This window comes from Mesorhizobium sp. M0437, assembly GCF_040321335.1.
Taxonomy (GTDB): Bacteria; Pseudomonadota; Alphaproteobacteria; order Rhizobiales; family Rhizobiaceae; genus Mesorhizobium.
This window is the reverse complement of sequence record NZ_JAMYRK010000005.1, coordinates 61163-80946: the sequence shown is the minus strand read 5'-3', so window position 1 is coordinate 80946 and position 19784 is coordinate 61163. Positions and strand designations below refer to the sequence as shown.

Sequence of the window (19784 nt, the reverse complement as noted above, 5' to 3'; positions counted from 1 at the left end):
GCGGCATAGAGCAAAGTGCGGGGATTGAACAGGCGGCAGGGGGATCACGATTGCCGTCAACGATTCCATAGGGCTCGGCGCATGACTGCCGTTGGCCGAAATTCTCCTCGCCTGGTCGCCTGCGGCCCTACGCAGGCACCTTCGATTTCCACAGCGACCAGCCGAGATTCATGCCGGCCGCGGCGACCAGGATGGCGGCGGCGCCGACGATCTGCGCCGGATGCAGCCGATGGCCGAAGGCGACGACATCGACGAGGATGGCGACGACGGGATAGATGAAGGACAGCGATCCCTGCAGATGCGTCGGCAGCTTCTGGATGGCGCCGTACATGAGGATGTACATCAGGCCGGTATGGACGATGCCGAGTGTCGCCAGCATGACCCAGCTCCGCGCATCGGCGGGAAGGTGGGTGAGATTGGCGACGGGTGCCAGCATGAGAACGCCGACGCAGACCTGGATCAGGGCGATCAGGTGCGGCGGCGTGCCTTTGAGCTTCTTGGTGACGATAGCCGCAACGGCCCAGAAGAAAGCCGCGGCCAGCGCCATCGCAATGCCGGTAAAGTAATCCGTACCATGATCGCCTGCATCGGGCGCGGCCTGCACGATCAGCAGCATGCCGGCGAAGGCGATGCCGAGCCAGGTCAGCTTGGTCACCGTCAGCCGTTCGGAGAAGAAGAGCGCGCCAAAACCCACCAGCATGAAGGGCTGCGTGTTGTAAACGGCCGTGGCGATCGAGATCGACGCGCGGGAAAACGCGCTGAACAGCAACAGCCAGTTGATAACGATGGCAGCACCGCCGAGAGCCGCGATCGCGACGATGCGAAGCGACAGCCTGCCACGCAGCAGTCCCAGCGCCGCGCAGATGATCAGCAGCGTTACCGCCCCGAAAGCACAGCGCCAGAACACCACGTCCATGATGGGCTGGCCGGAAAGGACGACGAACCAGCCGATCGTGCCGAGGATCGCCATCGCCGCCGTCATTTCGATCGTGCCGCGTACCGTGTTGTCCATGGATGCTCCTGAAACCCGTTGAGATTTTATAATCCCACGGCGGATCGGGTATTTCCATGACTTGCAGCTGGTGATATGCAGGACGAACCTCATTTAATTAGGTAGACATCGGCTTTTTTCTTGGAATTGTAAAATGCTGGACGAGCTCGACAGAAAGCTCCTCGATATCCTGGTCAAGGATTCACGGACCTCGCTGAAGGAACTGGCGCTGCAGGTCGGGCTGTCGTCGCCAAGCGTTTCGGAGCGGCTTCGGCGGCTTGAGGATCGCGGCGTCATCCGCGCGTTCACCATCGACATCGATCCGCAGGCGCTCGGCTACGCCTTGCAGGCGATCGTTCGCATCCGGCCATTGCCGGGCAAGCTGCACATCGTCCAGAAGCTGATCGAGGAAATCCCGGAATTCGGCGAATGCGACAAGGTGACGGGCGATGACTGCTTCGTTGCCCGGCTGTTCGTCCGCTCGATCGGCGAGCTCGACGGGATTCTCGACCGCATCGCCGACAAGGCCGAAACCAGCACCGCCATTATCAAGGCGCAGCCGATCCGGAGACGCCCGCCGCCGCTCGACATGCCAAACATGTGACGGGTTTCGGTGGCGTGGCCCACATATTTGCGGTCGCGGTCTGGCCATTTCTGGTCTATTCCAGAGTTCAACTTTCCCTCCAGCGTCCCTTCCCCATGTCAGGCCTGCTCGTCGATCCCTGGTTCTATGCCGCGGCCATTCCGGCCGTCATCCTCGTCGGCCTGTCGAAAGGCGGCTTCGGCGGCGCCGTCGGCTTTGTCGGCGTGCCGTTGATGGCGCTGACCATGCCGCCGGTTCAGGCTGCCGCAATCCTTCTGCCAATTCTGTGCCTGATGGACATTGTCTCGGTATGGACGTGGTGGGGCATCTTCGACCGCAAGATGCTGGCCGACATGATGCCGGGCGCCGTGATCGGCATCGCCCTTGGCTGGCTGACGGCGGCACTTGTAACCGAAGAGATGGTGCGGCTGATCGTCGGCGCGGTTGCCCTGATCTTCGTGCTGCGCTGGCTCTATTTGCAACTCCGCCACGGTGCCGGCCACGCGGCGGAGCCCAACCGCGTCGCCGCCGGCTTCTGGGGTACTGTTGCCGGGTTCACCAGCTTCGTCGCCCATGTCGGCGGGCCGCCTTTTCAGGTCTATGCGCTGCCGATCAGGCTCGATCCGAAGGTGCTGTCGGGCACCGCGGCGATCTTTTTCGCCGTCACCAACGCGCTGAAGCTCATCCCCTATTTCGCGCTCGGCCAGTTCGACACCACCAATTTGACCGCATCGGCGGTGCTGATGCCGCTGGCGCCGCTGTCGACCATCGCCGGCGCCTGGCTGGTGCGGCGGATGCGGCCGGAGCTGTTCTATCCCTTCACCTATGCGACCGTAGCGGTCGTCGCGGTCAAGCTTCTGTGGGACGGCATCGCCGGCCTCCTGTAAGACGGCGGCCCCATTCGGCCGCCGCCGGATATCCTTACACCTCAGGCGGCACTCGGCAGCAACTGCCGCGTCCTGCCAAGCGCCAGGGCAATGCCGGTTGCCAGTACGAGCGCCATGCAGCCCAGAATGGTGATGTCGTGCAGCGTCGGCTTCAGCACCATGTCCGCGATGATCACCAGCATCACCGAATAGTCGAAGCGCGCGGCGCTGAGGACGCGCTGGCCCTGGGCAAGCACTGCCGGCGTCACACCCTCCTTGGCGATCATGCCTGCCATGCGGTCGGCAGTCGGCTTGAAGATGAACATGCCGATGCAGAAGGTCGTCGCATAACCGGCAAGGCCGATCAGCACCCACAGATCGGAAAAGCCGACCCAGAGGCCGCACATGATGAGGCCGAAAAGCAATGTCAGCATCGACATCGGCGCGAAGAACCGGTTGCCGAGCTCGCCGGTGGCGCGCATCGCCTGCAGCATGCCTTCGACGTTCCCGGCGCGGTCGGCGCGTACTGCGAGCAGCATCAGCGTGAAGCCGCCGCCGACCCAGAGGATCGCCGAGACGATATGCAGAAATTTAACGGCCGAGTACCAGTCCATTATTCGCTCCTTGAGAGATTTGATGATTTGCCGGAGCGCAAGGTTTGCTCCGCCTCGTTGCGAGGAGCGGGCGTTTAGCGCGGCGCCTGTTTCGGAACGATGTCGCGCGCAGTGCCGTTTTGTTTCGGTAAGCCGGTCACCATTTGGAGGAAACCATGGCGCAAGCGCGTCGCCCCGACTTTCCAGGCGGTGGTGTGAACGGCGCCGTGGCCAGTCAGCTGTGTTGTTACGGCACAGATGCTGGGTTCTTGATCGAAAAATATGCCCCGCGTTAAGGCTTCGTTAAGCTTTACAGGCGTTTACTATGTCCATCCAGTGATCTGGATTCTTACCGAGTGGTTGGAGCCACTTTGTTTGACGCCTCCCTGTTAAACTCCTGAGAGCCGCCTTATCCGCGGCTCTTTTTTTGTCCGCCGGCATGGGCGTCCTTCCGGCTAAATGCGGCCGTTAACCGTTTGTTAAACATGTGCTTGCCTTCGCTGGCAGCGAAGCGCATTTTCAAGCTTCAGTCGTTTAGGCTGCCGGATATGGCGGCCAAGAGCCGAATCGGCCGGCTGTCAGGCAAGTGCAGGGGCGTAGCGATGAACGAGCCTTCGAAGGCGAGCGCGAAAACCATCAAGCTGGCGGAGCGCCGGGTTTTCTCCCAATCCTTCAAGCCGCTCTATCAGGAAGGCATGGGCCTGGTCGAGCAGGCGGCCGAATATCTCGACGGCAAGGGCCGCGCCGAGGCCAAGAAGCTGTCGAGGCTGGCGGCGACGCTTTATGCGGCCGAATCGATGCGGCTGACCACCAGGCTGATGCAGGTCGCCTCGTGGCTGCTTTTGCAGCGGGCGGCGAATTCCGGCGAGATGACCCGCGATCAGGTGGCCTCAGAAAAATCCAAGGTGCGTCTCGACACTGCCTCGGCGCATGACGAGGCGCCCGGCTGGGCCGAGCTGCCGAAGGATTTCATCGACCTCGTCAACCGTTCGCTGCGGCTGCAGGCGTTGGTGCGCCGGATGGACGAGGAGATCTATGGCGGCCTTGCCGAGGTGCCGCCGTCGAGCCGTCGCCTCAATCCGGTCTCCGACCAGATCACGCTGCTCAACACGGCTTTCGCCCGCGGCTGAGAGACCGTTTCATAATTCTACTCCGGCGGCCATCTAGACTAACCGCGAAGGGATGGGCTCGCGATCATCAGGCGGGGAGAATCACGCAGCAGCAGGCGCGATCCGACCTCCACGATAGACCTGATCGCTGGGAGCAGCTCCTGCCCCAATGACGTCAGATCATACTCCACGGTCGGCGGCGATGTCGGCATCACGTGGCGTGCGAGGACGCCACGCTCCTCGAGATCGCGCAACCTGCCGGTCAGCACCTTCGCCGAAATGGCTGGGATATCGCGGCGCAATTCGGAGAACCGGCGCGGGCCGTCGCTCAAGGACCAGAGCACCTCGGGTGTCCAGCACCCGCCAAGCAGCGCCATGCACCTCGACATGGGGCAGCCGGGAAGCGCCTTCACCTTCGTTCGCATCCTGAGGACCATCGCGCATCTTCCATGAGAGTTTCCAGTTGGTTACCGGAAAATGATGGTAACTACAAGATACGTGGTTTCCGCGGGTAACGAGAGCCGCTATCTGAGGCTCTCAATCCATCCAACCACGAAATGGACAGAACGATGTACGCAATAACTGGAGCAACAGGACAGCTTGGCCGTCTCGTGATCGACGCACTGCTGAAGACAGTTCCGGCCAGCCGGATCGTTGCGGCGGTTCGTGATCCGGCAAACGCCAGCGATCTTGTCCAACGCGGCGTAGTCGTGCGGGAGGCGGACTATGATCGTCCCGACACGCTCCCGATGGCGCTGGCCGGCGTCGATAGACTGCTGCTGATTTCCTCGACCGAAGTCAGCGGCCGCTTGCCGCAGCATCGGTCAGTGATCACGGCCGCCCAACGGGTGGGGGTTTCGCTGATCGCTTACACAAGCATGCTGCATGCGGACACGTCTCCCGCGAGGCTCGCGGTCGAACATCGGCAGACGGAGGAGGTCATCGCGGCCTCCGGCCTACCCGCCGTCATCCTGCGCAACGGCTGGTACACCGAGAACCATCTGATGGCGCTCCCGGCGGCTCTGGAGCACGGCGCCTTCATCGGCGCCGCAAATGAGGGGCGCTTCTCGTCCGCGGCGCGGCAGGATTATGCCGAGGCCGCGGCCGTGGTGCTGACGAGCGAGGATCAAGCAGGGAGGATTTACGAGCTCGCGGCGGACCAAGCGTTCACGCTCGCCGAGCTTGCGGCGAAGGTCTCGCGGCAATCGGGCAAGGCGATCGCCTACAACGATCTTGCCGGGGTGGCCTATGAGGGCGTGTTGACAGGCGCCGGGCTGCCCGCCGATCTCGCCGCTATCCTGGCCGATGCCGACATTGCAGCCTCACGCGGAGCGTTGTTCGATGACGGCGGCGCCATGAGCCGGCTAATCGGTCGACCGACAACGCCACTGGAGAGCGTCGTTGCGGCAGCATTGCGCGGTTGAAACCGAGATGGCTGTCACATCCGCCAAAGGATCAGAGGACCGTCTGTCGCTCGCGCCAACAGTTATTCAAACGACGAGACTAGCGCCGCTTTCCGCGCTTCCGGTGCTCGCGTACTTATGTACGCTCCGCTCCGGTTCTCGAAAACCAAGCCATCTGTCTCGCCAGAGCGACTCTCAAACATTCTCTAAACAGACTCGGCTTGCTGTTTCTGGTTTGTTCACATTTCGCTGGCATCGCTGTCCCCCCGAAGGTAGACTTGACGGATGGGGGAAGCGATTCGCATCATCGGCATCGATCCGGGGCTGAGGCGCACCGGCTGGGGCATCGTCGAGAGCCTCGGCAATTCGCTGCGCTTCGTCGCTTCCGGCACGGTGCGGTCCGACGACAAGGCCGCGCTGGCGGTGCGTCTTTGCCAATTGCATGACGGGCTCGCCGAGGTCCTGCATGCCGCGATGCCGCACGAGGCGGCGGTCGAGCAAACTTTCGTCAACAAGGACGCGGCGGCGACGTTGAAACTTGGCCAGGCACGCGGCATCGCCATGCTGGTGCCGGCGCGTGCCGGCCTTGTCGTTGCCGAATATGCGCCAAACGCCGTCAAAAAGGCGGTGATCGGCGTCGGCCATGGCGACAAAAAGCAGATCCACATGATGGTCAAGGTGCTGATGCCGAAGGCGACGTTCGACAGCGATGACGCCGCCGACGCGCTGGCTATCGCCATCTGTCACGCGCATCACCGGCAGAGCATCGCCTACAGGATGGCGGCGCTGGCCGGATAAGTATGTTCTTGACTTGTTCTCCATGGGCAATAAGTAATACCAACGAGGTATTACCATGCGCGTTACCACCAAGGGCCAAGTGACCATCCCGAAGGAAATACGGGATCATCTGGGTATCGGCCCGGGCTCGGAGGTGGAGTTCGTCCCCACCGAGGACGGGGCTCGTGTTATTGCGGTCGACGAAAACATGTCGGAGGAGGAAGCCTCGCGCAGATTCAGCCAGATGCTCGGCCGTATGGCCGGTACGCTGGATCTGGGAGGCATGACGGCGAACGAATATATGGAATGGCTGAGGGGCCCACGTGAAGATCTCGACATTGATTGACACAAATGTCCTGATCGACGTTTGGGGTCCTGCCGGACGGGAGACGAAATGGTCGGCATCCGCGATTACCGCATGCCGGCGCGACGGCGCACTCGTAATCAATGCAATCGTCTGGTCCGAGCTCGCGCCGTTGATTGCGACCGAACAGGCCCTTCGCCAAGCAGTCGACATGCTCAAGATGGATCGCGAATTCCTGCCGTGGGAGGCAGCCTTCCTCGCTGGTGTCACGCATTCCCGCTATCGCCGCGCCGGCGGCATTGGCGAACGAACGCTGCCGGATTTCTTTATCGGCGCCCATGCGGTTGTCGCCGGGCATCGGCTGCTGACGCGCGATGCCGCGCGCTATCGCAGCTACTTCCCGGACCTCGATATCATCTCTCCGGAAACCCACCCGGCATGATCGGCACGCTCAAATGATCGGCAAGCTAAAAGGCACGCTGGACGAGATCGACGAGGATTTCTGCATCATCGACGTACATGGCGTCGGCTACGTTGCCTATTGCTCGGCGCGCACGCTGGCGGCATTGCCGCCGCCCGGCGAGGCGGTGGTGCTGTTCATCGAGACCTATGTGCGCGAGGACATGCTGCGGCTCTATGGGTTCCAGTCGGTGCTGGAGCGCGAATGGTTCCGGCTGTTGATGAACAATGTGCAAGGCGTCGGCGCCAAGGTGGCGCTGGCCATCCTGTCGACGCTGGCGCCGGCCGACCTCGCCAATGCGATTGCGCTGCGCGATATCGCCATGGTCAGCCGTGCTCCCGGCGTCGGCAAGAAGGTCGCCGAGCGCATCGTCACCGAATTGAGGAACAAGGCGCCGGCCTATGCGGGCACTGCCTCCGGCACCATCGGCCTGAAGCAGGAGCTCGGCGAGGGCGTCGCCTCGGCGCCGATCACCGACGCCGTCTCGGCGCTGGTCAATCTCGGCTATTCGCGCGACACCGCGGCCAATGCGGTGGCGGCAGCGCTGAAGACGGCAGGCGAGGAGGCGGACGCCTCGAAGCTGATCCGCTTCGGGCTGAAGGAGCTGGCACGGTGAGACGTTGCTTGTCCGGTCCCTTGCCATATGCAAGGAAGGCGGCATGAGCCTTTCGCCACGCCTCATTGCTCCCGACAGACGCGGCGAGGACGCCGAGCAGACCTTGCGGCCGCAGACGCTTGGCGACTTCGTCGGCCAGGCGGCGGTGCGGGCCAATCTCAAAGTGTTCATCGAGGCCGCCAAGGGGCGCAGCGAAGCGCTCGACCATGTGCTGTTCGTCGGCCCGCCCGGCCTCGGCAAGACGACGCTGGCGCAGATCATGGCGCGCGAGCTTGGCGTCAATTTCCGCTCGACCTCGGGTCCGGTCATCGCCAAGGCCGGCGATCTCGCGGCGCTGCTCACCAACCTCGAAGACCGCGACGTGCTGTTCATCGACGAGATCCACCGGCTCAACCCGGCGGTCGAGGAAATCCTCTATCCGGCGATGGAGGATTTCCAGCTCGACCTGATCATCGGCGAGGGGCCGGCGGCGCGCTCGGTCAAGATCGACCTTGCCCGCTTCACGCTTGTCGCCGCCACCACCCGGCTCGGCCTGTTGACCAACCCGCTGCGCGACCGGTTCGGCATTCCGGTGCGGCTCAATTTCTACTCGGTCGAGGAACTCGAGCAGATCGTGCGGCGCGGCGCCCGCATCCTTGCCATGCCGCTCGGCGACGACGGTGCTTTGGAGATCGCCCGGAGGGCGCGCGGCACGCCGCGCATCGCCGGCCGGCTGTTGCGCCGGGTGCGCGACTTCGCCAGCGTTGCCGGCGACGGCCATGTCGACCGCAAGATCGCCGACGAGGCGCTGACGCGGCTGGAGGTCGACGGGCTCGGCCTCGACTCGCTCGACCGCCGTTATCTGTCGTTGATCGCCCGGAATTTCGGCGGCGGGCCGGTCGGCATCGAGACAATCGCCGCCGGGCTTTCCGAGCCACGCGATGCCATCGAGGACATCATCGAACCCTTTCTGATCCAGCAAGGCTTCATCATGCGTACCCCGCGCGGCCGCGTGCTGGCGGCCAATGCCTGGCGGCATCTCGGCCTCGACGCGCCAAAGGACCTGGCGCAGCAGCAGATCAGCCTGTTCCAGGAAGAACCCTAAGTTCCGCTGTTTATGGCTTCGGTGCTGGCAGTCCCCGGCCCAGCCCTCCAGGTCTTGATCATCGCCGGTCTATGCGCAAAACAGGTGTTGCTTGAAACAGGGCCTGTCGGGCCAAAAGGACAGCGCAATGGACGATCACGGTGAATCGGCATTGTCCGCCGGACTTTCCGGCGCGCTCACGGAATTCGGCCATCGATTGATGGCGCGGGTCTATTATGCAGACACCGATTTTTCCGGCGTCGTCTACCACGCGCGCTATCTCGAATTCTTCGAGCGCGGCCGGTCCGACTATCTGCGGCTGGCCGGCGTCCACCACACCGAGCTTGCCGACGGCAAGCATGGCGAGAAAATAGTCTGGGTGGTGCGGCGCATGGAGATCGATTTCCGCGGTTCGGCCCGCATGGATGACATCCTGACCATCGATACGCGCACCGAAGACATTTCCGGCGCCCGCATCGTCATGGCGCAGCAGTTGAAACGCGGCAGCGAAGTGCTGGTCGAGGCGCGGGTCGAAGCGGCGATCGTCGGCGAGAACGGCCGGCCGCGGCGCTTTCCCAAGGATTGGGTGGCAGCCTTCATGCCCGGAACGCGCAAATAAGAGTTCAGAGGCGGAAGATCCGGAGCTCCCGGTCGAGGCGAGGATCGCCGGGCTGGTCGTCGGGGCGCGGCAATGCGCCGCGCTGTACGTCCTAACCCATCCTTAACCATAACGGTCCATGAAGGGATTGGTTAAGATTGGAAGAATCCAAGCGCCTTCCTTTCACCAATATTTGCCCCGAAAAGGCCGCCAACGGTGCATTTGGGGTTATTCCGCAAGCTTAACGCGAACGGACCACAAGGGATGCCCATGGGCCAGCCGCCAGCCACGCCCGGAAAATCTTTAAGGACGTAACATGGAAAACATCGCTCTCGCCGAACCGGGCGCGCATTTATCGATTTGGGCCTTGTTCATGCAGGCCGGTTGGGTGGTCAAGCTGGTCATGATCGGGCTGCTTGGTGCCTCGATCTGGACCTGGGCGATCATCGTCGACAAGCTCGTCGCCTATGCCCGCATGCGGCTGGCGCTCAACCGCTTCGAACAGGTGTTCTGGTCGGGGCAGTCGCTGGAAGAGCTTTACCGCACGCTCGCCGACCGCAAGACGACCGGCATGAGCGCGATCTTCGTCGCCGCCATGCGCGAATGGAAGAAGAGCTTCGAGAAGGGCGCAAAATCGCCGCTCGGCCTGCAGACCCGCATCGACAAGGCTATGGATCTGGCGCTGACCCGCGAGATGGAAAAGCTGGAAGGGCGGCTCGGCTTCCTCGCCACCACCGGCTCGGCGGCGCCCTTCATCGGCCTGTTCGGCACCGTGATCGGCATCATGACCTCGTTCCAGGCGATCGCCGCTTCGAAGAACACCAGCCTGTCGGTGGTCGCGCCCGGTATCGCCGAAGCGCTGCTGGCGACGGCCATCGGCCTGCTCGCCGCCATCCCCGCCGTCATCGCCTACAACAAGCTGTCGTCCGACGCGAGCAAGATCGCCGTCCGCATGGAAGGGTTCGCGGATGAGTTCTCCGCCATACTCTCGCGCCAAATCGATGAAAAAGTCGCGCAGAAGGCCTGAGGAACGATCATGGGAATGTCTGTAGGCGCGGGTGGCGGAGGACGCGGTGGTCGAGGCCACAGGCGGCGCGGCCGCCATCACGCCTTGATATCGGAGATCAACGTCACGCCGATGGTCGACGTGATGCTGGTGCTGCTGATCATCTTCATGGTCGCGGCGCCGTTGCTGACGGTCGGCGTGCCGATCGACCTGCCGGATACCCAGGCCAAAGCGATGAACGCCGATACGCAGCCTATAACCGTGTCCATCAACTCGGCCGGTCAGATCTACCTCCAGGAAACCGAGATCCCGATCGAGGAGCTGGTGGCAAAGCTGCAGGCGATCTCGAAGACCGGCTATGACGAGCGCATTTTCATCAGGGGTGACAAGTCCACCGACTATGGCACTGCCATGAAGGTGATGGCCCGCATCTCGGCTGCTGGCTACAAGAATATCGGCCTGGTTTCACTGCAGGAACAGGATCAGTAGACGCAAGATGAGGACCGGCCTCACCACATCGGTGATCTTGCATACGGTGGCGATCGCCTTCGGGCTGTTCACGTTGTCCTCGCCGCCTGCGATGCCTGCGTCCGATGCGGAATCGGTGTCGGTCGAGATCGTGCCGATGGAAGCGACGGCACAGGTCCTGCAAGGCGACAAGAAAGCTGTAATGCACGACAAGCCGGCGCCGGTACCGACGCAGCGTCCCGACATCGTTCCCGATGCCCAGAAAGTCGGCGATAACAGCGTCGACACCGACAAGCCGCCGACACCTGAGCCCAAGCCCCAGCCAGTCGACATGACGGCGGCTCCGCCACCCGCGCCGACGCCGGTCGAAAAGCCCAAGCCCGAGGACGTGCCGAAGCCGAAGGAAGAGCCGAAGCCTATTCCTGCTACGGAGGTGGCGCCGGTGCCGCAGCCGAAGGAAGAGGTCAAGCCCGAACCTGTCAAGCAGACCGAGCCCAAGCCGACGCCGGCCAAGGAGCCGACGCCCACGCCGCCGCAGGACAAGACTGCCGCGATCGATCCGCAGCCCGAGGTCAAGCCGGATGCCGTCGCCGAGGCGATTGCCAAGCAACCGCCAACCGAGGAGGCGCAGCTTCCCGACTCGGCGCCGGCACCCGAGGCTCGGCCAAAGCCGCAGCCGGCCCAGGCCGAGAGCGCGAAGGCACCGGAGCGCAAGGACGCCGACAAGCCGGTCAAGGAAGCCTCATCCAGGCCGAAATCGGACGACAAGCAATTCAACGCCGACGAGATTTCGGCTCTGCTTGACAAGCGGAAGCCGTCCGGCGGCGGCGCCAAGCGCTCGACCCAGCAGGCATCGCTCGGCGGCGAGAAGGATCAGGGCCAGAAGCTTTCGAAATCGGAGCAGGGGGCATTGGAGGCCCAGCTTGGTGGTTGCTGGACGCTTCCGGCAGGGCTCGAGGGTTCGGAGAATTTCGTCGTCGTGGTCCGGTTTAATCTGGACGCCTCCGGCAAGCTGGATGGCCGGCCGAGCGTTGAAAAGTCGAGCGGAAACCGCCCGTTTGACGAAAGTGCAGTGCGCGCGGTTCAGAAATGCGATGTGGCCGGCTTGCAGGTTCCGGCGGGCAAGCAAGACATCTGGTCCGACGTTCGGGTCACTTTTGACCCCAGGGAGATGCTCGGTCTTTAGGCCTGGCGCTCACAGAATCAGCGAAAGAAGCGAGAAGACATGAAATCCATCCTCAAGCCGCTCCTGACGATCGCAGCGATGGCGCTGGGTATGACCGTTGCTGTCACCCTGCCGGCGCGGGCGCTCGTTGAGCTCAACGTCAATAAGGGCAATGTCGAGCCGTTGCCGATCGCCATCACGGACTTCCAGGGCGGCGATGCGCTCGGCGCCGAGATTTCTGGCATCGTCAGTGCCGACCTGAAACGCTCCGGCCTGTTCGCGCCGATCGACAAAAGCGCTTTCATCGAAAAGATCTCGAACCCGGATGCCACGCCGCGCTTCGAAGACTGGAAGGTGATCAATGCGCAGGCGCTGGTCACCGGCAGTGTCGGCAAGGAGGCTGACGGCCGCATTCGCGCCCAGTATCGGTTGTGGGACACGTTTGCCGGCCAGCAGATGTCGGGCGAGCAGTTCTTCGCCAACGACGCCAATACCAGGCGCGTCGCCCATATCATCGCCGATGCGATCTACGAGCGGCTGACCGGCGAGAAGGGCTATTTCGACACGCGCGTCGTCTTCATCGACGAGTCCGGTGCCAAGAATGCGCGCAAGAAGCGGCTAGCCATCATGGACCAGGACGGCGCCAACGTCCGCTATCTCTCGAACGGCAAATCGATCGTGCTGACGCCGCGCTTCTCGCCGAACCGGCAGGAAATCACCTACATGTCCTATGAAAGCGGTCAGCCGCGGGTGTACCTGCTGCAGATCGAGACGGGGCAGCGCGAGCTGGTCGGCAATTTCCCCGGCATGACGTTTGCGCCGCGCTTTTCGCCGGACGGCCAGAAGGTGATCATGAGCCTGCTGCGCGATGACGGCAATTCCAACATCTTCGCCATGGATCTGAGAAGCCGCTCGACGACCAGGCTCACCAATTCGACCGCCATCGACACCTCACCGTCCTACTCGCCTGACGGCAGCAAGGTGGTGTTCACCTCGGATCGCGGCGGCCGCGCGCAGATCTATGTGATGGGCGCCGACGGCTCGGGCCAGACCCGCATCTCGTTTGGCGACGGCGTCTATTCGACGCCGGTGTGGTCGCCGCGCGGCGATCTCATCGCCTTCACCAAGCAGACCGGCGGCGAATTCCAGATCGGCGTCATGCGCACCGACGGTTCGGGTGAGCGCATCCTGTCCACCGGCTTTCAGCAGGAAGGGCCGACCTGGGCGCCCAACGGCCGGGTGCTGATGTTCTTCCGCGATTCCAATGGTGGACCAAAACTTGTTTCGGTCGATCTCACCGGCCGCAACGAACAGTCGATCCCCACGGCGAACTTCGCCTCGGATCCGGCCTGGTCGCCGCTGCTGGAGTGATGGAAGAAGAACTGAGGAGTTGAAGAACTGAGGAGTTGAAGAGTTGAAGAACTGAAGAATGGAGAAGGCAGAGGGGTCTACATCGAGCACGCGAGGGATTTAGAAGTCTATAAGCGTGCCTGTGCGGTTTCCCTTGGGGTACACAGAGCCACGCTTGCTTTTCCGAAAATGGAGCAATACGCGCTCGCCGATCAACTACGTCGTTCCAGCAAGGCGATCTGCGCCAATTTGGCCGAAGGCTTTGCCAAACAGGCTCACTCCAAGCCCGAATTCGCACGCTTCATTTCAATGGCCATAGGATCATGCAGTGAGGTGGAGACCTGGAGTTCGTATGCGTTCGACCTCGAGTACATCACACAGGCGCAACGCGACCATTGGTTGCAATCCTATGCCCGTATCTACGGAGTGCTGGTCAATCTCAGAGAGAAGCTGAGGTGATCTCTTTGCTCAATTCCTCGATTCCTCAATTCCTCGGTTCTTCAGTTCCTCAATTCCCTCTTTTTCATGTTTTAGCCGCATTTCCGCCTACGGTCCGCGCTCATTGTCGCCCCTCGGCAGAACGGTTGCGGACGGCAGCCGAAAACCAAATTTTAACCGTGTTTCTTGAGCGCCGGTTAACCCAAACGTGGTTACTGGACGATCAATGAAATCACTCGAATTGCGAAGGAGAGGCGGCATGGGCCGTATCGCAGCACTTACCACAAACCCGGTCATGATCGCGCTGGTCGCGATGCTCGCGATCACCGGTTGCGCCTCGAAGAAGACGCCGAACAGCGCCGCCGATCTCGGCCTCAACGGCGCCGGCGCGGCAACGCCCGGATCGGCCCAGGACTTTACCGTCAACATCGGCGACCGCATCTTCTTCGACACCGATTCGTCCTCGATCCGCGCCGATGCGCAGACGACGCTGTCGCGCCAGGCGCAGTGGCTGAACCAGTACAAGCAGTATGCCATCGTCATCGAAGGCCATGCCGACGAGCGCGGCACGCGCGAATACAATCTGGCGCTCGGCGCCCGCCGTGCTGCCGCCACACGCGACTTCCTGGTCGCCAAAGGCGTTTCGGCGCAGCGCCTGAAGACCATTTCCTACGGCAAGGAGCGTCCGGTCGCGGTTTGCGACGACATCTCCTGCTGGTCGCAGAACCGCCGCGCCGTAACCACGCTGGGCGGCGCCGGTTCTTGATCGGCATAAATGCAACACTTGGTGCGAAAGGCGGCCAAAAGGCCGCCTTTTTCATATCTGCCCGCTCCAAACAAAATTTGGCCGAAGTCTCACGTCCTGTTAAGAGCCGAGGGCGCCTGGCCACTTCGGTTGGCAAGGGCGCGCAACAGGCTAACGGTTTCACGGCGAGAGGCACATGCATTTCAGATCGGTCTTGAGCGGCACGCTTGCGCTGCTGCTCGTATCAAGTATCGCGGCACTTGCTGACGGGGCAAACGGCACCGGGCAGTCATCGGAAAGCGGTTTTTCCTTCCACCTGCCGACGATCAAACTGCCCGGCATTTTCGGCGAAAAGAAAAAGCCGGATCAGGTTCAATTCGCGCAGCAGGATGGTACCGGCACTCCGGCGCTGGAGGAACAGCTCCGGCAGATGAATGGCAAGATCGAGGAACTCAATTTCCAGGTCCTGCAGATGCAGGAGCAGATCCGCAAGCAGCAGGAAGACAACGAATTCCGCTTCCAGCAGCTGGAAGGCGGTCCGCAAGGCGCGCAGCAGCCGGCCGAGCAGAAGAAGTCCGAGGCCGCGCCCAGCAGCGACAGCCCCAACGGCGACAGTAACGTGGCGGAGGCGCCGGGGACGCCGGCTCCGGCCGATGCGGGCAAGGCGGCAGACGGCGACAAGAGCGTCGAGGACGTCATCGTCGAATCGCCCAACGGCGATCCCGGCAAGCTGATCCCCGGCGCGCCGCCCAAGACGTTCGGCACCATCACCGTCGACAAAAACGGCAATGTCGTCGAAGCCGATGGCAATGCGCAAGCGAATGCGCCGCAGCAGAATACGGCCCCAGCCAACGGCGCCAGCGCAGCCGGCAACAAGGCCGGTAAATCCGACGATACGGTGGTTGCGGCACTCCCGTCGACCAACGATCCGGAGGAGCTTTACCGCAACTCTTACCAGTTCATCCTGTCGGGCGACTACAGCACCGCCGAACAGGGCTTCCGCGACCATATCGCCCGTTTTCCCAAGGACGCCAAAGCAGCGGACGCGCATTACTGGCTCGGTGAATCGCTGCTCGGCCAGCAGAAATACCGCGATGCGGCCGAGATTTTCCTCGCAGCCAGCAAGGACTATCCCAAGGCCAAGAAGGCGCCCGACATGCTGCTGAAGCTCGGCGTTTCACTGGTCGGGCTGAAGCAGCGCGACGTGGCCTGTGCCACTTTCAGCGAGATCGGCAAGCGCTACCCCGATATTTCCGGCGCGCTCAAGGAGCGGGTCAAGCAGGAAAGGGCACTCGCGGCGTGCTAGTTTTTCCGTTGCGTGTCGTTGCCGCAAAACCGGGCCCACGCTTGGGCGACATGCATGACGCTCGACAGCGAGCCTGACCTTTCGGATTTTTCGCGGATCGACTTTTCCAACGGCGCTGTTGCGGCCGTGTCCGGCGGCAGCGACTCGACCGCCCTTCTCCTCCTCCTCAAAGCCCATCTCGATCGTAACGCCCCGGCAACGAAATTGCTGGCGGTAACGATCGATCATCAATTGCGGCCGCAAGCGGCAGCGGAAGCGCAAGCCGTGGCCAGGCTGTGCGCGGCGCGCGGCATTGCCCATCGCATCCTCGCCTGGTCGGGGCACAAACCATCGACCGGCCTGCCCGCCGCCGCGCGCGAAGCCCGCTACCGGCTGCTCGCCGAGGCCGCCGAAGCGGCAGGCATCGGCCTGATCCTGACCGGCCACACCGCCGACGACCAGGCCGAGACCGTGCTGATGCGGCAAGCACGTGACGACGGGCCAGGTGAGGAGAGGCCGCGCGACGAAGCGCGGGGCCTTGCCGGCATGGCGCCGGCAACCCTCTACGAGTGGCGGCACTGGATCGTGCGGCCGCTGCTCCGCGTGCGGCGTGCTGAGCTGCGCGAATTCCTGCGGCGTGAACAGGTTGCCTGGATCGAAGATCCGACCAATGCCGACACCGCTTTCGAGCGGCCGCGCGTCCGCGCAGCACTTGCCGAAGGCGATGGTACGCCTAGCGTGGCTGAAGCGATAGCGCTGGCCAGCAAGGCGGCGGTCGAGCGTGAGCAGCTGGGACATCGCGCGGCCATGCTGATCCACAGCTTGGCCTCCAGGCCGGCCGCCGGCCTCGTCCGGCTCGATCGGGATTTTGCGACGGCCGCCGACAGCCGGTCGGCCATTTATGCGCTGCGCATCCTGCTGGCGGCGACCGGCGGCACCGCCTTTCTTCCCGACCAGGCCCGCAGCGAAGCCCTTTTCGGCCGGTTCCGCACCGGGCCGCTTTGTGCCACATTGTCGCGGACCGTGATCGATGCCCGGCGTACCGGCATCTTTCTGCACCGCGAATTGCGCGATCTGCCGCCCGCTGTTGCGGTTTCCGGCAATGCCCTGTGGGACGGCCGCAGACGGATCACATTGGGCGACAGTCCAGGTGCATTGTTGATGATCGCGCCGCTGTTGATAGCACCGCTCGGGGCGGCTCTTGCCGCAAAGCGGGCAATTGCCGGGCATGGCACGCCGGCAAGCCTTGTGCGTGCCGCCTTGGCCGCCGAGCCGGCGCTCTGGCGGGATGGCGAATGCCTTGGTTTGCTGGGGGAAGGCCCGGGTTTGCCCGGGGAAGGCCCGATGCCGGCGGCTGTCGCCGCATATCCGGCAGTCGCGCCCTTCGCCCGTTTCCTGCCGTCCTTCGATCTGGCGCCGGCCGATGCCGTCGCCGCGTTGCTTGGCGCGGCGCCCGTTCCAGCCGTGCCGTTCGGCGGCCACAATGCCGGCCTACCACGGGCGAAAGCTTAACCGAGACCTGCTGTTATGCTTGGCAATGGGAGACGCTCTCCCTATGTTAGGGCCAAGTTTCCTCTCACGACGCGTGTCCGCCCAGCGGGCGCCAACGGGACAATTGATGAATCCGAATTATCGCAACCTCGCGCTCTGGGCGATCATAGCGGTCCTGCTCATCGCTCTCTTCAATCTTTTCCAGACGCCGCAGACGCGTGGAGCCTCGAGCGATGTTCCCTATTCGCAGTTCCTGCAGGAAGTCGCGGCGGGACGGATCAAGTCGGTGACCATCGCCGGCGCCCGTATCTCCGGCAATTACACGGACAGTTCCAACGGCTTCCAGACCTATTCGCCTGGGGACCCGTCACTGGTTTCGCGGCTGCAGGACAAGAACGTCACCATCAACGCGCGTCCTGAATCCGACGGCTCCAATTCGCTGTTCGGCACCCTGATCTCCTGGCTGCCGATGATCCTCATCCTCGGCGTCTGGATATTCTTCATGCGCCAGATGCAGTCCGGTTCCGGCCGCGCCATGGGCTTCGGCAAGTCGAAGGCCAAGCTTTTGACCGAAGCACATGGCCGCGTCACCTTCCAGGACGTCGCCGGCGTCGACGAAGCCAAGGAAGATCTGGAAGAGATCGTCGAGTTCCTGCGCGACCCGCAGAAATTCCAGCGGCTCGGCGGCAAGATCCCGCGCGGTGTGCTGCTCGTCGGTCCTCCTGGAACCGGCAAGACGCTGCTCGCCCGCTCGGTCGCGGGTGAAGCCAACGTGCCGTTCTTCACCATTTCGGGCTCGGACTTCGTCGAGATGTTCGTCGGCGTCGGCGCAAGCCGCGTTCGCGACATGTTCGACCAGGCCAAGAAGAACGCGCCTTGCATCATCTTCATCGACGAAATCGACGCGGTCGGCCGCCATCGCGGCGCCGGCCTGGGCGGCGGCAATGATGAACGCGAGCAGACGCTGAACCAGCTGCTGGTCGAGATGGATGGCTTCGAATCCAACGAAAGCATCATCCTGATCGCCGCCACCAACCGGCCAGACGTGCTCGATCCGGCGCTGCTGAGGCCGGGCCGCTTCGACCGCCAGGTGGTGGTGCCGAACCCCGACATCGTCGGCCGCGAGAAGATCCTGAAGGTGCATGTGCGCAACGTGCCGCTGGCGCCCAATGTCGACCTCAAGGTGATCGCGCGCGGCACGCCGGGCTTTTCCGGCGCCGATCTGATGAACCTGGTCAACGAGTCCGCCCTGATGGCGGCGCGGCGCAACAAGCGCCTCGTCACCATGGCCGAATTCGAGGACGCCAAGGACAAGATCATGATGGGCGCCGAGCGCCGCTCGTCGGCGATGACACAGGCCGAGAAGGAGCTGACCGCCTATCACGAGGCTGGTCATGCCATCCTGGCGCTCAACGTGCCGTCGGCCGATCCGCTGCACAAGGCGACCATCATTCCGCGCGGCCGGGCACTCGGCATGGTCATGCAGCTGCCGGAAGGCGACCGCTATTCGATGAGCTACAAATACATGATCTCGCGCCTCGCCATCATGATGGGCGGCCGTGTCGCCGAGGAGTTCAAGTTCGGCAAGGAGAACATCACCTCCGGCGCCTCCTCCGATATCGAGCAGGCGACCAAGCTGGCGCGTGCCATGGTGACGCGCTGGGGCTTCTCCGACAAGCTCGGCCATGTCGCCTATGGCGACAACCAGGAGGAGGTGTTCCTCGGCCATTCGGTGGCGCGCACGCAGAACATCTCGGAAGAGACGGCGCAAATCATCGACGCCGAAGTGCGCCGGCTGATCGACGAGGCCTATTCGACGGCAAGGTCTATCCTGACCAAGAAAAAGAAGGAATGGATCGCGCTGGCGCAGGGCCTGCTCGAATACGAGACGCTGTCCGGCGAGGAGATCAAGCAGCTGATCGCCGGCAATAAGCCCGCGCGCGACCTTGGCGACGACACGCCGCCGAGCCGCGGCTCGGCCGTGCCGAAGTCCGGCCGCCGCAAGAAAGGCCCCGAGCCCGAAGGCGGCATGGAACCTCAGCCGTCAAGCTAGGCTCCGGCCCGGCACAGATCGACTTCGAAACGCCGCGGCTCTAACCGCGGCGTTTTCTCTTGGGGAATGCGACCCTTCCTGCATCGCAGGAAATTGGCGAAAGTGACGATGACGGCCAATCTCCCGCCTCGCGGGGGGATGTCCGGCAGGACAGAGAGAGGCGCGAAGGAATGGAGCCTTCTATCGGCCTCGTTGACGACTTCGGGAAGATCGACAAGGCGCGCCGGAGAATGAAGCTCGCATTTTTTGCCGGCGGCGCCACATTTTGTTCTTGCTTTGTGCCGGCAGCTATGCTATCAATTTGGGTGTGGTGCCAATTGGCGCTGAATGACCCGCCCGCCGAGGCGGGTTTTCTGCTTCTGGCTATGAGAGTTCCGGTGGTGCCGAGATCGATGTCGGCCGGACAGAGCCAAGAAACAC

General features: G+C 63.1%; 22 protein-coding genes. 19 read left to right on the top strand and 3 right to left on the bottom strand.

The genetic code is table 11. The features are described from left to right. Window positions 1–127: 127 nt before the first annotated feature. On the bottom strand, window positions 128–1012 hold the full coding sequence (locus NKI72_RS05060) for a DMT family transporter (protein WP_352831327.1): 885 nt from the start codon (window positions 1010–1012) through the stop codon (window positions 128–130). A 133-nt stretch (window positions 1013–1145) separates the two neighbouring features. Here NKI72_RS05060 and NKI72_RS05055 point away from each other — a divergent pair, with 133 nt between their 5' ends. Together NKI72_RS05055 and NKI72_RS05050 are read left to right on the top strand one after the other, a co-directional pair. Next, the gene (locus NKI72_RS05055) at window positions 1146–1595 is read left to right on the top strand and encodes an Lrp/AsnC family transcriptional regulator (protein ID WP_023678010.1); all 450 of its coding nucleotides are present in this window, start codon (window positions 1146–1148) and stop codon (window positions 1593–1595) included. A gap of 95 nt (window positions 1596–1690) precedes the next feature. After that, window positions 1691–2461 carry a sulfite exporter TauE/SafE family protein gene (locus NKI72_RS05050; RefSeq protein WP_352450835.1) on the top strand — a complete coding sequence of 257 codons (771 nt, stop codon included), beginning with the start codon at window positions 1691–1693 and terminating at the stop codon, window positions 2459–2461. Between the two features lie 41 nt (window positions 2462–2502). Here NKI72_RS05050 and NKI72_RS05045 read toward each other — a convergent pair whose 3' ends face one another. Next, on the bottom strand, window positions 2503–3054 hold the full coding sequence (locus tag NKI72_RS05045; protein WP_352831329.1) for a DUF2269 family protein: 552 nt from the start codon (window positions 3052–3054) through the stop codon (window positions 2503–2505). 581 nt (window positions 3055–3635) lie between these two features. Here NKI72_RS05045 and rcdA point away from each other — a divergent pair. Further along, a complete protein-coding gene (gene rcdA / locus NKI72_RS05040; RefSeq protein ID WP_352450833.1) occupies window positions 3636–4163 on the top strand; it encodes a protease adaptor protein RcdA in 528 nt (175 codons plus the stop codon). A 38-nt stretch (window positions 4164–4201) separates the two neighbouring features. Here rcdA and NKI72_RS05035 read toward each other — a convergent pair whose 3' ends face one another. Continuing rightward, on the bottom strand, window positions 4202–4519 hold the full coding sequence (locus tag NKI72_RS05035) for a winged helix-turn-helix transcriptional regulator (protein ID WP_352831331.1): 318 nt from the start codon (window positions 4517–4519) through the stop codon (window positions 4202–4204). 192 nt (window positions 4520–4711) lie between these two features. Here NKI72_RS05035 and NKI72_RS05030 point away from each other — a divergent pair, with 192 nt between their 5' ends. The 16 genes from NKI72_RS05030 (at window position 4712) to ftsH (ending at window position 19364) form a co-directional block, all read left to right on the top strand. Then, window positions 4712–5566 carry an SDR family oxidoreductase gene (locus tag NKI72_RS05030; protein WP_352471204.1) on the top strand — a complete coding sequence of 285 codons (855 nt, stop codon included), beginning with the start codon at window positions 4712–4714 and terminating at the stop codon, window positions 5564–5566. A gap of 264 nt (window positions 5567–5830) precedes the next feature. After that, the gene (ruvC, locus tag NKI72_RS05025; protein ID WP_352471203.1) at window positions 5831–6343 is read left to right on the top strand and encodes a crossover junction endodeoxyribonuclease RuvC; all 513 of its coding nucleotides are present in this window, start codon (window positions 5831–5833) and stop codon (window positions 6341–6343) included. 55 nt (window positions 6344–6398) lie between these two features. Beyond that, window positions 6399–6668, top strand: a complete 270-nt coding sequence (locus NKI72_RS05020) for an AbrB/MazE/SpoVT family DNA-binding domain-containing protein (protein WP_352471202.1) — start codon at window positions 6399–6401, stop codon at window positions 6666–6668. Beyond that, a complete protein-coding gene (locus NKI72_RS05015) occupies window positions 6646–7068 on the top strand; it encodes a type II toxin-antitoxin system VapC family toxin (protein ID WP_352471201.1) in 423 nt (140 codons plus the stop codon). The genes NKI72_RS05020 and NKI72_RS05015 overlap by 23 nt, the downstream gene beginning before the upstream one ends. Window positions 7069–7081: 13 nt before the next feature. Then, window positions 7082–7702, top strand: coding sequence for a Holliday junction branch migration protein RuvA (gene ruvA / locus NKI72_RS05010; protein WP_352471200.1), 621 nt, complete (start codon window positions 7082–7084; stop codon window positions 7700–7702). Window positions 7703–7745: 43 nt separating this feature from the next. Then, on the top strand, window positions 7746–8786 hold the full coding sequence (ruvB, locus tag NKI72_RS05005) for a Holliday junction branch migration DNA helicase RuvB (RefSeq protein WP_352849963.1): 1041 nt from the start codon (window positions 7746–7748) through the stop codon (window positions 8784–8786). A gap of 127 nt (window positions 8787–8913) precedes the next feature. Next, window positions 8914–9384, top strand: coding sequence for a tol-pal system-associated acyl-CoA thioesterase (ybgC, locus tag NKI72_RS05000; protein WP_352471199.1), 471 nt, complete (start codon window positions 8914–8916; stop codon window positions 9382–9384). A gap of 295 nt (window positions 9385–9679) precedes the next feature. Further along, window positions 9680–10390 carry a protein TolQ gene (gene tolQ, locus NKI72_RS04995; RefSeq protein WP_023677997.1) on the top strand — a complete coding sequence of 237 codons (711 nt, stop codon included), beginning with the start codon at window positions 9680–9682 and terminating at the stop codon, window positions 10388–10390. Window positions 10391–10399: 9 nt separating this feature from the next. Further along, window positions 10400–10858, top strand: coding sequence for a protein TolR (gene tolR, locus NKI72_RS04990; RefSeq protein WP_352831336.1), 459 nt, complete (start codon window positions 10400–10402; stop codon window positions 10856–10858). 7 nt (window positions 10859–10865) lie between these two features. Next, complete coding sequence (tolA, locus tag NKI72_RS04985; RefSeq protein ID WP_352768348.1) at window positions 10866–12023, top strand: cell envelope integrity protein TolA; 1158 nt, start codon at window positions 10866–10868, stop codon at window positions 12021–12023. A 78-nt stretch (window positions 12024–12101) separates the two neighbouring features. Continuing rightward, a complete protein-coding gene (gene tolB, locus NKI72_RS04980; RefSeq protein ID WP_245274748.1) occupies window positions 12102–13373 on the top strand; it encodes a Tol-Pal system beta propeller repeat protein TolB in 1272 nt (423 codons plus the stop codon). Between the two features lie 51 nt (window positions 13374–13424). Continuing rightward, window positions 13425–13811 (top strand): four helix bundle protein, encoded by a 387-nt coding sequence (locus tag NKI72_RS04975; RefSeq protein WP_352849975.1) that lies wholly within the window; start codon window positions 13425–13427, stop codon window positions 13809–13811. Window positions 13812–14049: 238 nt separating this feature from the next. After that, a complete protein-coding gene (gene pal / locus NKI72_RS04970; RefSeq protein ID WP_023677992.1) occupies window positions 14050–14556 on the top strand; it encodes a peptidoglycan-associated lipoprotein Pal in 507 nt (168 codons plus the stop codon). 175 nt (window positions 14557–14731) lie between these two features. Continuing rightward, window positions 14732–15841, top strand: a complete 1110-nt coding sequence (gene ybgF, locus NKI72_RS04965) for a tol-pal system protein YbgF (RefSeq protein ID WP_352831338.1) — start codon at window positions 14732–14734, stop codon at window positions 15839–15841. A gap of 54 nt (window positions 15842–15895) precedes the next feature. Next, window positions 15896–17332, top strand: a complete 1437-nt coding sequence (gene tilS / locus NKI72_RS04960; protein ID WP_352471195.1) for a tRNA lysidine(34) synthetase TilS — start codon at window positions 15896–15898, stop codon at window positions 17330–17332. A 106-nt stretch (window positions 17333–17438) separates the two neighbouring features. After that, window positions 17439–19364 (top strand): ATP-dependent zinc metalloprotease FtsH, encoded by a 1926-nt coding sequence (gene ftsH / locus NKI72_RS04955; protein ID WP_023677989.1) that lies wholly within the window; start codon window positions 17439–17441, stop codon window positions 19362–19364. Window positions 19365–19784 lie beyond the last annotated feature (420 nt).